Raw genomic sequence first — 13,506 nt, 5'->3', positions numbered from 1 at the left:
GGTGGGTCCCTAGCTCCGGTAGGCGTAGTACGCCGAGTTCGGATACGAAGCGATCAGGCTCGACAGCGACCGCCGGTACGTGTCCGCGTCGTGGTACGTCAGATACGGCACCCCGCTCGAACTCCGGTAGGTCGTCATCATCGAGTGGTCCTTCGAGCCGTCCTTGTCGAAGTCCATCTGCAGCACGTCACCGATGTCCATCTGGTACGCGTTGGCCAGCGCGGTCGTCCGCTTGGTGGTCTGCGTGAACCAGGACCACTCGTTGACGCCGATCCAGGTGTCGGACTCGCCGGACGTGACGGAGTACCAGGTGTCGTAGTCCTCACGGGAGTTGGTGACCTGCTTCCAGCCACCCGCGTACAGGGACTGGCTGAGGTAGTTGGTGCAGTCACCGCCGGCGCTGTTGTAACGCCGGTACGCGGTGTTGTAGTTCTTCCAGTACTTCTCCGCGTACGTGGCCATCGCCGCGTAGTTGTACGTCGTTCCCGACCCGAGGTTCTTCGGATTGGCCGGCGCGGGATAGGTGGTCGCGGACTTCGGCGCGTCGATGACGGCGCTCGGCCGCACCGGCGCCGCCGCGGCCGTGGCGACCGGCTCGTTCACCGGCCTCGGCCCACGGTCCGTGAGCCGCTCCCGGGTCAGCTGCCAGGTACCGTCCGCCGCCGCGGTGAAGACCAGTTCGTGGTGCGCGGTGAACCCGGTGGTGGCGGGTTCGTCGCCGCGTATCTTCGCGTACGTGAGTGTGGTCGCCTCGGTGACCAGGACCGTGGCGGTACGTCCCCGCAGGCGCGTGCTGTCGACGGTCACCTTCGTGTCGCCGTCGGTGTAGGCCTCGCCGAGCGCGGCAAGCCGTGAGCGGGTGCCGTGGAGCGAAGTCACCGCGCCCGTCTCGGACTTGGCCAGGTCGGCGGCCAGCCGCACACCGCCGGTGGCCTTGACGGCGGAGGCGGTCTTCAGGCTCGGCGCGGCTCCCTCGACCAACGCGGCCGTGCGGTCGCTGAGCACGGAGTCGGCGATGCGGCCAAAGGCGTCGGTGGTGGCCGCGGTGAGGACGGGGGCCGGTGCCTGGGCCGCCGCGTGGGCCGCGGTCAGCGGAAGCAGCGCTGCGGAGAGGGACATCGCGGCGACGACCGTACAACGGCCTCTGAGCGCGGGGGACTTGCTGGATCTCACGGAGGTCTCTCCTTGGAGTGGGGGGTGGTTCATTGCACGACCGTCGACCAGTCGGGCGACTGCGCGGGGTCGAGGCTGCGCAGTTGCGCGAGGGTCTCGGGCTTCTGCACGTCCAGCCAGTCGGCCAGTTCCTTGAAGGACACGCACTTGACGCCCTTCTTCGTGCAGACGTTCTTGACGATCCGGTCGACGGCCTTCATGTAGATGCCGCCGTTCCAGTCCTCGAAGTGGTTGCCGATGAACAGCGGGGCCCGGCTGCCGTAGTACACGCGGTTGAAGCCGGCCATGTAGGAGTCGACGGTCTGCTGTTCCCACTGGGGGTAGTCGGCGGGGTTGCCGTCGGTCTCGCCGTCGGACTGGTTGTAGAGGAAGTTGAAGTCCATCGACAGGCCCTGGTACTTGCCGCCCTCGTAGGGGAGCAGTTGCAGGGGGAAGTTCCAGGCGCCGTCCTTCTTCGTCGGCCAGATCTGGAAGTCGCCGGTGGAGGAGGCGTCGTAGCGCCAGCCGTAGCTCTTCATGGCCTTGAGGAGGTTCTTCTGGCCCTCCAGGCAGGGGGCGCGGCCGCCGGTGATCTCCTTCTTGAAGTCGAAGGGCAGGGCGGGGACGTCGGTGAAGCCGGTGTTGGTCTTCCAGTTCTCGACGAGTGAGTAGAACTCGTTGATCTCCTGCTTCCAGTCGTCGACGCTCCAGTACTTGCCGCTGGTCTTGGTGTCGCAGAAGTGGCCGTTGAAGTGGGTGCCGATCTCGTTGCCGTCTTCGTAGGCCAGGCGGAGCTGCTCCAGGGTGGTGCGGATGTGTTCGTCGGTGGGGTAGTCGATCGCTGCGGCGCCGGGCTTGTGCTGCGGCGGGTCGTAGAGGGTCTTCTTGCTCTTGGGCAGGAGGTAGATGCCGGTGAGGAAGAAGGTCATGTGGGCGTCGTACTTCTTCGCCAACTCCCGGTAGTGGGAGAAGAGATGGTCGCTGCCCTCCAGTGCACCGTCCCAGGAGAAGACGACGAACTGGGGTGGCTTCTCACCGGGTTTGAGCGGCTCGGGCTTCAACTCCCCTGTCTGGGGGCCGGTGTAGGAGGTGGAGCCGTCGCCGAGGATGTGCGTCTTGCCGTCCCAGGAGGCGGAGGCCGTGGGCTTCGGTGAGGCGCTGGGGTTGCCGGAGGCGGAGGCGGCGGGTGCGGTGTTGTCCGGCCGGGTCAGGACGAGGAAGCCCGCGACGACCGAGGCGACCACGAGGAGGGCGGTCAGGGTGCGGACCTCGTGGCGGGCGGGGCGGCGGGTCGGCGCTCTGCGGCGCCGGCCGGTGGGCTGCTTCGGGCGAGGGCCAGGGCGAGGCATGCGGTGTTCGTGGGGCATGCGGTGCTCAATCTGCGAGGGGGGTGGTGGGGGGTGCGGGCGGGCCTCAGAGGTCGGTCGGGCCCATCAGGTCCCGGGGTCAGCCGAGTCCCGTCGCGCCCGACCAGACGGCGTACGGGACGCTGTCGTCGGACGTTCCTGCGAGTCCCTTGAGCGGCAGCGGCTCCAGGGATTTGGCGAGGTCCATGCGGTAGACGACAACCGCGGTCGACACGGAGTCGACGCTGCCGGCGTACCACGCGGCGGTGTCGTCGGCGGTGGTGCCGGACTTCCCGGCCGCGGTGGGGGTGGCGACGGTGGGGTGGGCGCTGTTGAGGGCGTCGGTCAGGGCCGCGGAGACCTGCTCGGCGACCCGGGCGGTGATCGCCCGCCGGGCGGTGGGGGTGGCGAGCGGGACCGTGGCGCCGTTGCGGGTGATGCGGCGCACCGAGTACGGCTCGGTGTGTTTCCCCTCGGCGGCGAAGGTGGCGTAGCCGCTGGCCATCCGGATGGCGCTGGGTGTGGAGTTGCCGAGGGAGAGCGCGGGCACCTGTGGTCCGATGCTGGATTCGAGCAGCCCGGCCGCCTCGGCGGTCGCGCTCACCTTGTCGAGGCCGGTGTCCATGCCGAGTTGCATGAACGGCGTGTTCACGGACTGCGCGAGGGCCTTGCCGAGGGCGATCCGCCCGTACGACTTGTTGCCGTCGTTGTGCGCGGTGACCACCTTGCCGCTGCGGTCCCAGTACGGTCCCTCGGGCGTGGTCACGGGCACCCCGTCGTCGCCGTCGTAGAGGGTCTGCGGGGTGACTTCGGTGGTGGGTCCGGAGCGGGTCTTGCGGACGCCGTGTTCGAGTCCGGCCGCGTAGACGAAGGGCAGGAAGGCCGAACCGGCCCGCACGGTACTGGCGTTGGACTCGTTGTAGCCCTGCGTACGGTGGTCGGGGCCGCCGTAGACGGCGAGGATCCGTCCGTCGGTGGCGACGGAGGCGGCGCCGTAGTGGGCGGTGGCGGCGAGCTTCGGGGCGTCCTTCTTCGCCTGCTTGCGGGCCTTGGCGACGGCGTCCGTCAGCGCGGTCTCCCGTTCGCGGTCGAAGGTCGTGTAGATCTGGTAGCCCCCGAGGTCGAACTGCTTGTCGGAGATGTGCGCGGCCTTCTTGGCGTACTGCTGGGCGAGTTCGACCAGGTAGTCGCTCTGCTTGCCGGTGTCGTAGGTGCGGGCCGACTTGAGCGGTTCGGGGAACTTCTTGTACGTCGCCCGCTCGGCCGCCGACAGCTTCCCTATCTTCACCATCCGGTCGAGCGTCCAGGACCAACGCTCCACGGCACGCTTGTGGTTGGCCTTGGAGAGGGTGGGGTCGTAGAGTCCCGCGCCCTTCAACAGCGAGGCCAGGAAGGCGGCCTGACTGGCGTTCAGGTGGGTGACGTCCTTGCCGTAGTAGGCCTGGGCGGCGCGCTGGATGCCGTAAGTGCCCCTGCCGAACCAGCTGGTGTTCAGATAGCCCTCGAGGATCTGGTCCTTGCTCATCCGGTTGTCGAGCTTGAGGGCGATCATCGCCTCGGTGAACTTGCGGCTGACGGTCTGGTTCTGGGTCAGGTAGACGTTCTTGACGTACTGCTGGGTGATGGTCGAGCCGCCCTCGGTGTCCCCTTCGCCGACCGTGCGCCACAGTGCACGTGTCAGTCCCTTCACCGAGATGCCGGGATCGGAGTAGAAGCTCTCGTTCTCGGCGGCGAGCACGGCCCAGCGGACGTCCTCGGGTATGTCCTTCAGCGGCATCGCCTGCCGCCGCACCCAGCCGGTACGGGCCATGGGGGTGCCGTCGGACCAGAAGTAGACGTTGTCCTGCTGGGTGGCGTAGCTGTTGAGGTTCGTCGGTATGTCGGTGGCGGCGTAGGCGCCGACGAGGAAGAGGGCCAGCAGGCCGACGGCGCCCAGGAGGCCGCCGAGCCACTGGCGCGGGGAGGGCAGCCAGCGGCGCCAGCCGGCGCGGTCGGGGCGGGGGTAGGCGGGACGTAAGCGGCGCAACGCCGGGGCGAGACGCTGCCGTAACGACTTCCAGGGGGACCGCTTGGGTGCCGCCCGTCGGCGGCGTGGGCGGCGGTGGTCAGCCGGCCGGCCACTACGCTGTGCTGTCCCGGTCACGCTCGAAAAATATCAACGATCTTCGCAGGTCCTCCACATCCGAATCCGACAGGAACGATCACATACCGATCAGTAAGGAACATGGCGGGCTTGAGACTTGGATCACACGTACGGCCGCGGGGCGCCGCTAACCTGGTCGCATGCCTCGCTATGAATACCGCTGCCGGACCTGCGGCGACACGTTCGAACTGAGCCGCCCGATGGCCGAGTCCTCCGCCCCCGCGAACTGCCCCGCCGGGCACGGAGACACGGTGAAGCTGCTGTCCACCGTGGCGGTGGGAGGTACGGCCACGGCCAGCGCACCCGCCGCGGCGCCGAAGGCCGGCGGCGGGTGCTGCGGTGGAGGGTGCTGCGGCTAGGGCCTGTCCGGCGGATCATGCCGGCGTCGCGGGGTCTGGCACGCACTCCCCCAGAGGGGGCACCCCCAGCCGCGTTGTCGTCACTCGCCGACGTCCCCCAGCCTTCGGCCGGGAGGTGCCCCCACCGCGTCGCCCGCCGCGGCAGCGGCTGATGTCCACGTCTCCTCCGCCTTGCAGCTTGGGGGTACCTCCCACGCCCTTAAGGCAGTGGGGGAGCACCAGACCCCGCTCGGCTTGGCCAGGAGGCGCCGTTTCTCATAGCCGACCTGATCCGCCGGACAGGCCCTAGCGCGTCGCCTTCAGGAACTCCCTGACGATCCGCTCCCCCGCCAGCACTCCCCGCTCCGGCAGTGCCGTGATCGCCGGGGCCGTCCACTCCGCGTCCGCCAGCTCGCCGTGGCCGGGGCGCCAGCCCCGGTCCGCCGCCAGGAGGAGGTCGGCGTCCAGGAGGGAGTCGCCGGCCGCCAGCGTGAGGTCCGCGCCCGTGCGCCGGGCCACCTCCCGCATCGCCGCGCTCTTGGTCAGCGGCTTCGGGACCGCGTAGATCTTCCGGCCCTGAAGCGACACCGTCCAGCCGCGGTTCTCCGCCCAGACCGCCAGCTCCTTGACCCACTCCTCCGGCAGCAGCTCGCGCTCCACGACCAGGTAGGCGAAGAGGTCCTCGGCGACCCGGTGCTTGCGCACCCACTCCGGGTCGGCCGTGGTCAGCAGGTGCTCGCGGACCTCGTCCAGCGGCGCGCACTCCTGCGCCAGGCGTGCCGTCACGCTCGCGTGCCAGTCCAGGTCGGACACGCCGTCCACCATCAGATGCCCGCCGTTCGCGCAGATCGCGTACTTGGGGGCCGGGCCCGGGAGGTTGATCCGCTGATACTGCTTGCGGGTCCGGGTCGTGGTCGGCACGAAGACCGCCGCGTCGCCAAGATCGGTCAGCAGCTGCGCCGCCGTCTCGGTCATGTACGACAACGGCCTGCTCTCGTGCACCTCCACGCACAGCAGCCGGGGCGCCCGCGCGTCCGGCATGGTCAGCGCGAGGGCCGCCGCGGAGTAGATCAGCGTACGGTCGAGGTCGCTCGCCACCAGCACCGGCATCAGACGTTCACCGCCCTGCCGTCGGCACCGGTCGCGCCGCGCGTGAAGCGGGGGTGGATCAACCCCACGCAGGTGTACGGCAGTTCGGCGACTTCCTCCACCGGTACGCCTCTCTGTTCGGCCAGCAGCTTCACATGGTCCAGGTCGGCGCCCGCCCCGGCCCGCGCCAGGATCTTCCACGGCACCCGGCGCAGCAGCACGCGTGTCGTCTCGCCGACACCCGGCTTGACGAGGTTCACGTCGTGGATGCCGTACTCCTCGCTGATCCGCTCGACGGCCGCCCAGCCCTCCCAGGTGGGCTCGCGGTCGCCGGACAGCAGCTCCTTGGCCTGCGCGTCGACCGCCTCGACGACCTCGGGGAAACGGGCGGCGACGGCGTCCAGGAACTCCACGGAGACATCGGCGCCGGCGAGTTCGCGGTAGAACTTCGCGCCGTGGAAGTCGTGCGGACCGACCAGGTCGGAGCGCAGGACGGTACGGGAAATCAGGCCGGACACGGTCGAGTTGAGGCAGGCCGAGGGGATCAGGAAGTCCTCGCGGGTGCCGTACGTCCGCACGCAGGAGCCCGGGTCGGCCAGTACCGCGATCTCCGGGTCGAAGCCGGCGACTCCGTCGGAGGCCTCGAACTCCCTTATCGCGTCGGCGAGTTCCCGGGTGATGGCACCCTTCCCGGTCCAGCCGTCCACGAACACGACGTCCCGCGGGTCGTGGTGGGCGGCCAGCCAGCGCAGCGCGTTGGCGTCGATACCGCGGCCGCGGACGATCGAGACGGCGTAGTGCGGCAGGTCGAGGCCGTGCCGGAACTGGGCCCAGCGGCGCATCAGGACGCCGACGGGGGTGCCGGCGCGGGCGAGGGAGACGAGGACGGGCCGCGGGGATCTTTCCGCGAGCACGAGTTCCGTGACGGCGCCGACGGCCTGCGCGAGGCGGGTGGCGGTCGTCTCCAGTGCCGCGTGGAACAACTCCTGGTACTGCTCGCTGGGTTGGTACTCCACCGGCAGCGACTCCGCGTAGTGCGCGCCGCCGCTCTGGATGGCCTCCTCCCGCTCCTCGGTCGGCGCCTCCAGGGTCACGTCCGAGAGATCCTGGAGCAGCCAGCCGACCTCTTCCGGGGCGTACGAGGAGAAAGCCGGACCGCGGAGGGGCTCGGGCAGCATGGCGGGCCTTTCGGGGACGTACGACGGGATGACCGCCAGCAGGACGTGCGGGGTGTGGGCGGCGAGCTGGGCCAACAGGCCGTCCGGGGCGTGTAGTTCGGGGGTGTCCGCGGACGAGTCGACGACGGCGACGACGGCGTCGAAGTCGGCGCCGGCGATGTTGTAGGCGTAGCGGTCTCCGGGGCCGTCGGCTGGGTTGTCGTGGGCGGGGAAGACCATGCGGCTGCGTATCGCGTAACCGGGGTCGTCGACGGCCAGGACGGGTGAGCGGGTGGTGGTGGAGTAGGTGACCTCGGCGTCGGTGATCTGCTCCAGTTCGCGGGCCAGGCGGAGGGGGGCGTACATCAGCTCTTCGAAGCCGAGGATGTGTACGCGGTGGGCTGTGGCGGGGAGTGCGGCTTCCAGGCGGGCCGCCATGGTGGGGAGGGCGGTTTCGAGGCGTATTCGGTGCGTGGGGGTGAAGCCGTGACGGCCGCCGTCGGGGAGGTTTCGGGGCCACAGGAGGTCGAGGCGGTGCGTTGCCGGGTGCGGGTGGGTGGGGGTTGGTCGCGCAGTTCCCCGCGCCCCTGGGTGGGACATCTCGTACTCGGCTACAAGGTCCTGGCCCTTTTCCAGCACTCCATCGGGCAGTCGTACGGTGCCCGAGGCCGCCGCCACCAAGTCCACCCTCGCGTTGATCTCCCGCGCGAACTCGTCGAGGCGGCCCGCGTCCGCGGCCGAGCGCATGTCCACCAGGGCTACCACCACGTATCGGTCCCGCGGATAGCGGGCGTGCAAGTCCCTGATCGTGTTCAGGATCGTGTTGCCCGTGGAGAACTCGTCGTCGACCAGCACGAGCGGCCCGTTCCCGGCCAGCAATGCCGGATCCTCCGGGAGCAGCAGGTGTGAGGTCGCGTGGGAGTGGGACTCCTCGAAGCCGCCCGCGGGGGCCACGCCCGGGACCGGGCGGCGGGTGGAGTGCAGGTACGGGGTCGGGCCCACGCCGTCCGCGACCGAGTGGCCGAGGCCCGTCGCCGTCTCCGCGTAGCCGAGGACCACCGCCCTGGCCGCCTCCTCGGTGCCCAGGAGGTCCCGGACCCTGCGGCCGAGGGCGAAGCCGTAGCCGTACACCACCGTCGGTGACTGGGGTACGTGCTTGCCGAGGACGTTGGAGACGAGCAGGTGGGCCCGCTTGGGGTTGCGGCGCAGGGCCAGGCCCAGCAGGTCGGGCAGTTTCTGGTCGCCCTCCAGCTCGACACCGAGTCGCTCGGCGACCCAACTGCCGGACCAGATCCCGTTGTTCACTGCGTTGATGATGTGTCCCAAAGTAGAGATTGTGCGGCTCAGCCCGGTATGCCCGCGGCGAGCAGGTCCACGAAACTGACGTCCTCGCGCGCCACGCCGAACACCTCGGCCCGCAGCATGGTCCGCTCGGCCCAGGCGCGGTGCGGCTTCACCTCGTTCATCTTGTTCGTGTACGCCGACCTCAGCACGCCCCCGCCGCCCCGCTCGGGCCGCAGGATGTCCGTCGCGTCGCCGAACTCCTCGTGACTGACGACCGACAGCGCGTGCACGGGCAGGACGTGGGTGGGGTGGATGCAGGTCTTGCCCAGCAGACCGTTGGCCTGGTCGAGGGAGATCTCCCGCAGCAGGCCGTCCATCGCGTGCTCGATCAGTTTCTCTCGCAGTTCGACCGCCTGCCCCTCCAGGAAGGGGCTGGTGCGAAGAAGCGGCTTGAACATGCGCTCCGGGACGCGGAAGTACTCCCAGACCGGGCCGGTCACCGTGAACCCGGAGCCGTCGGCCCGCCCCAGCATGTTCACGACGTCCGCGATCACGGAGGCGATGATCTGGACGTCGTACGCCGTCATGTCGGGGGCCCGGCGCAGGCCGTACGAGGAGCAGAAGTCGGTCACGCCCAGTCGCAGCGCGAGCACGCGGTCGCGGTACTTCTCGACGGCGCGGGCGATGCCCTCCAGTGCCTCCACGCGCGACTCCCGGTACATCAGCTCGGGTGTCTCAAGGACCGGCATCCCGAACAGCCGCCGCCCGCTCGCGGCCTCGGCGCCCGCGAGGGCCTCCAGGAAGGGGACGCCGCGCTCCTCGGTGAACTTCGGGAACACGAACCCGGACAGCAGCCGCACGGACGCGCCGAGGCGCCGTACCAGGTCGGGGATCTGCTCGGGCGTGCGCACCCGGATGAACAGCAGCGGCACGCACTCGCCCCCGCGCACGGCCAGGTCGGCGAACTGGCGGACGAGGTTCTCCTCGCCCGCCTGCACGTCCGCGTCGTCGATCGAGTCCTCCAGGCACAGCACCATCGAGACCACGCCGAGTCCCGCCTGCTTGACGATGTCGTCGGCGAGCCGCGGCCGGGTGGCCGGGCTGTAGAGCGTGGCGCCCAGGGCCGCGGAGAGCAGCCGGGCCGGGGAGTCCGCGTCGAACACGCACGGCTCCTGATGGAAGAGGCGCTGCCGCACCTCCGGGGCGATGTGCCCGAAATGACGCATAGAACTCCCCCGTGACGCAAGGTAAGCCTGTGGATTGGGTAACAGGTGGCCGGTAATAGTACGTACAAACCCATGTCAGGGGTTCCCACCGGGCATGAACTTCAGGTAACGCAGGACGTGAACAGCCGTGTCGGCTGCCGTACCCCACGTTGTCGTGACCAGGACCGAGAGGGCAGGATGACCGCATGACGCACGCGATGCTGAAGGGGTCGAACGTCCCGCTCGAAGCCACGACGGTGCGGGCCGTGCTGCGCTGGACGCCCGGGCAGGGAGTCCCGGACGTCGACGCCTCCGCGCTGCTCCTCGGCCCCGACGGTCGTGTGCGCTCCGACGAGGACTTCGTCTTCTACAACCAGCCCCGGCATCCTTCCGGGAAGATCTGGTGGCTCGGCAAGAAGCGCCTCGCCGATGGTCCCACCGACACGATCCAGACAGATCTGGCCGGCGTCGAGTCTGATGTCAGCCGGATTCTGCTGGTCGCTTCGGCGGAGGACGTCACCTTCGACCGCGTACCGGGGCTGCGCATCCTGCTGTACGACGCCCGGGTCGCGGAGGGCGAGCCGCTGATCACGTTCGACATCAAGCCGGAGACGGGCGCCGAGACGGCGCTGATCTGCGGCGAGCTGTACCGCCGCGGCGAGACGTGGAAGTTCCGCGCCCTGGGCGAGGGCTACACGGACGGCCTGAAGGGCCTGGCCACGGACTACGGCATCTCGGTGGACGAGTCGGAGACGGCAGCCGAGCCCGCCGCCCAGCCCCTCCCCCCGGAACAGCCGACCGCGCTCCCCGCCCAGCCGGCCTACGGCTACCCGCAGACCCCACCGACGACACAGCCGGCATACGGCTACCCCCAGCCGGCGACGACAGCGGCAGCAGGCGCCCAGTCCGGCTACGGATACCCCCCGCCGGTGACCACACTCCCGAACCCGGACGTCCGGCTCCCTCCCCAGGGACCTCAATTCATCCGCCCCTAAGGGGCGCGGGGAACTGCGCGACAAGCCACGAAGGACCCGCAGCCGCCACACCACAACTCCCCCCGAGCTCTCAGGCGCCTTTCTCCACCTTCGACTTGTAACCCCGCCCCCACTGAAGCCCCCACCCGTACAACCGGTCCAGCTCCGCCTGGAACCCGTACACGAACTTCACCTCGCGCCGGACGACCAGCTCGCCCTTCACGTTCTCGATCATCACCACCGCGCAGGACCGCGCCTGCGGATGCCGTTCGTCGAGGTGGATCTCGATCCGCGGGCCGTTGCTCGGGTACAGCGTCACGATCGCGTGCGTGCGGTCGAACGCCGGTGTCTGGTCGTAGATGTACACGAACACCAGCAACCGCTTGATCTCGTCCCGGTGGTCCAGGTTGACGTACATCGTCTCCCCGGACGCCGACCCGAACCGGTCGTCGCCGCTGAGCTTGACGTACGGCGGCGCGTTCACGTCCCCGAAGTAGTTCCCCAGCGGCTGTACGACACCCTTCGTGCCGTCGGCCAGCTCGTACAGGCAGGCCAGGTCGAGGTCGACGTTGACCATGCTCTGGTTGTGGCCCATGACCTCCGGCGGCTTCAGCGCCTTGAAGGGGTGCCGCAGCAGTGACTCCCGCTGCGAGCCACCTATGTCGGAAGTCCGCATCCGCCAGCTGAGGTTGACCCGCAGATGCCCGGTCGCCGCCCCCTGCTTGGTGAGCGAGACCTGGTTGTGCCGTTTGGTCAGCTCGATGGAGTTCGTGGCCGCGCTGCCGGAGTCGAAGTCGGCCGTGCGCGATCCCAGCAGACCGTCGAAGAAACCCATTCCCGCCCCCACAAGTCACCCGCGTGTCAGCTGCAAAGACCGGCGGAGCGGCCGGAGCCCGGCCGCCCCGCTCAGAGCGTTCCCTCACCCGCGGGTGCGTCACACTCCGGACGAGACCTCAGTCTTCTCGTCGGAGCCCGTCGCTTTTCCCTCGGCCGCCGCCAGCTTCTGGTTGCGGCGCACGGAGGACCAGAACGACCAGCCGATCAGGACGACACCGACGAGACCGGTGATGACCTCGTTGATCTCGTACTGGATGGTGACCATGAGGATCACGGCCAGCGCACCGATCGCGTAGTGGGCGCCGTGCTCCAGGTAGACGTAGTCGTCGAGGGTGCCCTGGCGGACCAGGTACACGGTGAGCGACCGCACGTACATCGCGCCGATACCGAGGCCGAGGGCCATCAGGACGATGTCGTTGGTGATGGCGAACGCGCCGATCACGCCGTCGAAGGAGAAGGACGCGTCCAGGACCTCCAGGTACAGGAACATGAAGAACGCGGCCTGGCCGGCCAGCACGATCGGCGCTTTCTTCTTGCCGGTGCGCTCGGCCTCTTCCTCCTCCTCGTGCTCCCGTTCCTCCTCCGCTTCGAGACGGTCCTCGAAGTAGCCGGAGAGACCACCCACGACCATGTACGTGATCAGACCCGCGATGCCGGAGATCAGCACCGTCTGCGCCTTGTCGGCATGTCCGCCGCCGTGCTGGTGGGCGTGGGTGGCGAAGGTGAAGGACGTGATCAGCAGCACGATGAGCGAGATGCAGACCGACAGCATGTCGACCTTGCCGAGCTTGGCCAGCGGGCGCTCGATCCAGCGCAGCCACTGGATGTCCCGGTCCTCGAAGATGAAGTCGAGGAAGATCATCAGCAGGAACATGCCACCGAACGCGGCGATCGCCGGATGGGCGTCGGTGACCAGCTCCTGGTAGCGGTCCTTGTTGTTCAGCGCGAGGTCGACGGCCTCGATGGGGCCCATCTTGGCGCTGATGGCGACGATGACGACCGGGAAGACCAGCCGCATGCCGAAGACGGCGATGAGGACACCGACGGTGAGGAAGATCTTCTGCCAGAAGGCGTTCATCTTCTTCAGGATTCCGGCGTTGACCACCGCGTTGTCGAACGACAGCGAGATCTCGAGGATGGAGAGGATCGCCACGATGCCGAAGGCCTCCCACCCCCCGTAGAGGACGGCCGCGGCCAGGCCGATCGCGGTAATCGCGAACGACCAGCCGAAGGTTTTCAGAAGCACTGGCTAACCCACTCCTCGGCGTACGGGTCCCCCCGTGCCGCACTCGGCTTTACGAAACGTTGACTCCGAAGTCTAGAGCGATGCCCCGCAGCCCGGACGCGTACCCCTGGCCAACCGCACGGAACTTCCATTCGCCCTGGTAGCGGTAGACCTCGCCGAAGATCATCGCGGTCTCCGTGGAGGCGTCCTCGCTGAGGTCGTAGCGGGCGAGTTCCTGGCCGTCGGCCTGGTTGACGACGCGGATGAAGGCGTTGCTCACCTGGCCGAAGGTCTGGTTGCGCTCGTCGGCCATGTGGATCGAGACCGGGAAGACGATCTTCTCGCACTGGTCCGGCACCTTGGCGAGGTCGACCAGGATCGACTCGTCGTCGCCCTCGCCCTCACCGGTGAGGTTGTCGCCGGTGTGCTCCACCGAGCCCTCCGGGCTCTTGAGCTGGTTGTAGAAGACGAAGTACTCGTCGCCCAGGACCCGGTTGCCCGCGCCGCACAGCAGGGCGCTGGCGTCGAGGTCGAACGGGGCTCCGGTGGTGGAGCGAGCGTCCCAGCCGAGCCCGACCATCACCTGAGTGAGGTTGGGTGCGGCCTTGGACAGGGAGACGTTGCCCCCCTTGGCGAGCGTGACGCCCATGATGCTGGTCCTCCCCGAGATGGTGCTTCTTTGGTTGTCGTGCGCTCCCCCGGCGGGGGCACTCCGGGGCGCCGCACACGGACGGTGCGGCGCCCTGGGGCGAGACC

General features: G+C 69.0%; 11 protein-coding genes. 2 read left to right on the top strand and 9 right to left on the bottom strand.

Going from position 1 to position 13,506, the window contains the following annotated elements; all coding sequences use genetic code 11:
• Positions 1-9: 9 nt before the first annotated feature.
• From MQP27_RS02625 to MQP27_RS02615, 3 genes are all read right to left on the bottom strand, one after another.
• Positions 10-1,119, bottom strand: coding sequence for an amidase domain-containing protein (locus MQP27_RS02625; RefSeq protein ID WP_242761362.1), 1,110 nt, complete (start codon positions 1,117-1,119; stop codon positions 10-12).
• An 83-nt stretch (positions 1,120-1,202) separates the two neighbouring features.
• Complete coding sequence (locus tag MQP27_RS02620) at positions 1,203-2,501, bottom strand: polysaccharide deacetylase family protein (RefSeq protein ID WP_242760522.1); 1,299 nt, start codon at positions 2,499-2,501, stop codon at positions 1,203-1,205.
• Positions 2,502-2,598: 97 nt separating this feature from the next.
• Positions 2,599-4,524: a transglycosylase domain-containing protein gene (locus MQP27_RS02615; RefSeq protein ID WP_242760514.1), complete on the bottom strand. Its 1,926-nt coding sequence runs from the start codon at positions 4,522-4,524 to the stop codon at positions 2,599-2,601.
• A gap of 257 nt (positions 4,525-4,781) precedes the next feature.
• Here MQP27_RS02615 and MQP27_RS02610 point away from each other — a divergent pair, with 257 nt between their 5' ends.
• Positions 4,782-5,000, top strand: a complete 219-nt coding sequence (locus MQP27_RS02610) for an FmdB family zinc ribbon protein (protein ID WP_242760512.1) — start codon at positions 4,782-4,784, stop codon at positions 4,998-5,000.
• 285 nt (positions 5,001-5,285) lie between these two features.
• Here the strand turns inward: MQP27_RS02610 and MQP27_RS02605 are convergent, their stop codons facing one another.
• Genes MQP27_RS02605 through MQP27_RS02595 form a run of 3 tightly spaced genes read right to left on the bottom strand, consistent with a single transcriptional unit; the run spans position 5,286 to position 9,735 of the window.
• Positions 5,286-6,089 (bottom strand): HAD family hydrolase, encoded by an 804-nt coding sequence (locus MQP27_RS02605; RefSeq protein ID WP_242760498.1) that lies wholly within the window; start codon positions 6,087-6,089, stop codon positions 5,286-5,288.
• Positions 6,089-8,542, bottom strand: coding sequence for a phosphoribosyltransferase (locus tag MQP27_RS02600; protein ID WP_242761360.1), 2,454 nt, complete (start codon positions 8,540-8,542; stop codon positions 6,089-6,091). The genes MQP27_RS02605 and MQP27_RS02600 overlap by 1 nt, the downstream gene beginning before the upstream one ends.
• 26 nt (positions 8,543-8,568) lie before the next feature.
• Positions 8,569-9,735: an HpcH/HpaI aldolase/citrate lyase family protein gene (locus MQP27_RS02595; RefSeq protein WP_242760496.1), complete on the bottom strand. Its 1,167-nt coding sequence runs from the start codon at positions 9,733-9,735 to the stop codon at positions 8,569-8,571.
• Positions 9,736-9,920: 185 nt separating this feature from the next.
• Here MQP27_RS02595 and MQP27_RS02590 point away from each other — a divergent pair, with 185 nt between their 5' ends.
• A complete protein-coding gene (locus tag MQP27_RS02590) occupies positions 9,921-10,709 on the top strand; it encodes a TerD family protein (RefSeq protein WP_242760493.1) in 789 nt (262 codons plus the stop codon).
• Between the two features lie 70 nt (positions 10,710-10,779).
• Here the strand turns inward: MQP27_RS02590 and MQP27_RS02585 are convergent, their stop codons facing one another.
• From MQP27_RS02585 to MQP27_RS02575, 3 genes are all read right to left on the bottom strand, one after another.
• Positions 10,780-11,523: a TerD family protein gene (locus tag MQP27_RS02585; RefSeq protein ID WP_242760491.1), complete on the bottom strand. Its 744-nt coding sequence runs from the start codon at positions 11,521-11,523 to the stop codon at positions 10,780-10,782.
• 99 nt (positions 11,524-11,622) lie between these two features.
• Complete coding sequence (locus tag MQP27_RS02580; RefSeq protein ID WP_242760484.1) at positions 11,623-12,771, bottom strand: DUF475 domain-containing protein; 1,149 nt, start codon at positions 12,769-12,771, stop codon at positions 11,623-11,625.
• Between the two features lie 49 nt (positions 12,772-12,820).
• Positions 12,821-13,399, bottom strand: a complete 579-nt coding sequence (locus MQP27_RS02575; RefSeq protein ID WP_242760482.1) for a TerD family protein — start codon at positions 13,397-13,399, stop codon at positions 12,821-12,823.
• Positions 13,400-13,506 lie beyond the last annotated feature (107 nt).

It is taken from the genome of Streptomyces cylindrosporus, assembly GCF_022698165.1.
In the GTDB taxonomy this organism is placed as follows: domain Bacteria; phylum Actinomycetota; class Actinomycetes; order Streptomycetales; family Streptomycetaceae; genus Streptomyces; species Streptomyces cylindrosporus.
This window is presented reverse-complemented; position numbering and strand designations above follow the sequence as displayed.

Coding starts and splice junctions, on each gene's coding strand:
- MQP27_RS02625 (WP_242761362.1), bottom strand. CDS start 1,119: ATGTCCCTCTCCGCAGCGCTGCTTCCGCTGACCGCGGCCCACGCGGCG.
- MQP27_RS02620 (WP_242760522.1), bottom strand. CDS start 2,501: ATGCCTCGCCCTGGCCCTCGCCCGAAGCAGCCCACCGGCCGGCGCCGC.
- MQP27_RS02610 (WP_242760512.1), top strand. CDS start 4,782: ATGCCTCGCTATGAATACCGCTGCCGGACCTGCGGCGACACGTTCGAA.
- MQP27_RS02605 (WP_242760498.1), bottom strand. CDS start 6,089: ATGCCGGTGCTGGTGGCGAGCGACCTCGACCGTACGCTGATCTACTCC.
- MQP27_RS02595 (WP_242760496.1), bottom strand. CDS start 9,735: ATGCGTCATTTCGGGCACATCGCCCCGGAGGTGCGGCAGCGCCTCTTC.
- MQP27_RS02590 (WP_242760493.1), top strand. CDS start 9,921: ATGACGCACGCGATGCTGAAGGGGTCGAACGTCCCGCTCGAAGCCACG.
- MQP27_RS02585 (WP_242760491.1), bottom strand. CDS start 11,523: ATGGGTTTCTTCGACGGTCTGCTGGGATCGCGCACGGCCGACTTCGAC.
- MQP27_RS02575 (WP_242760482.1), bottom strand. CDS start 13,399: ATGGGCGTCACGCTCGCCAAGGGGGGCAACGTCTCCCTGTCCAAGGCC.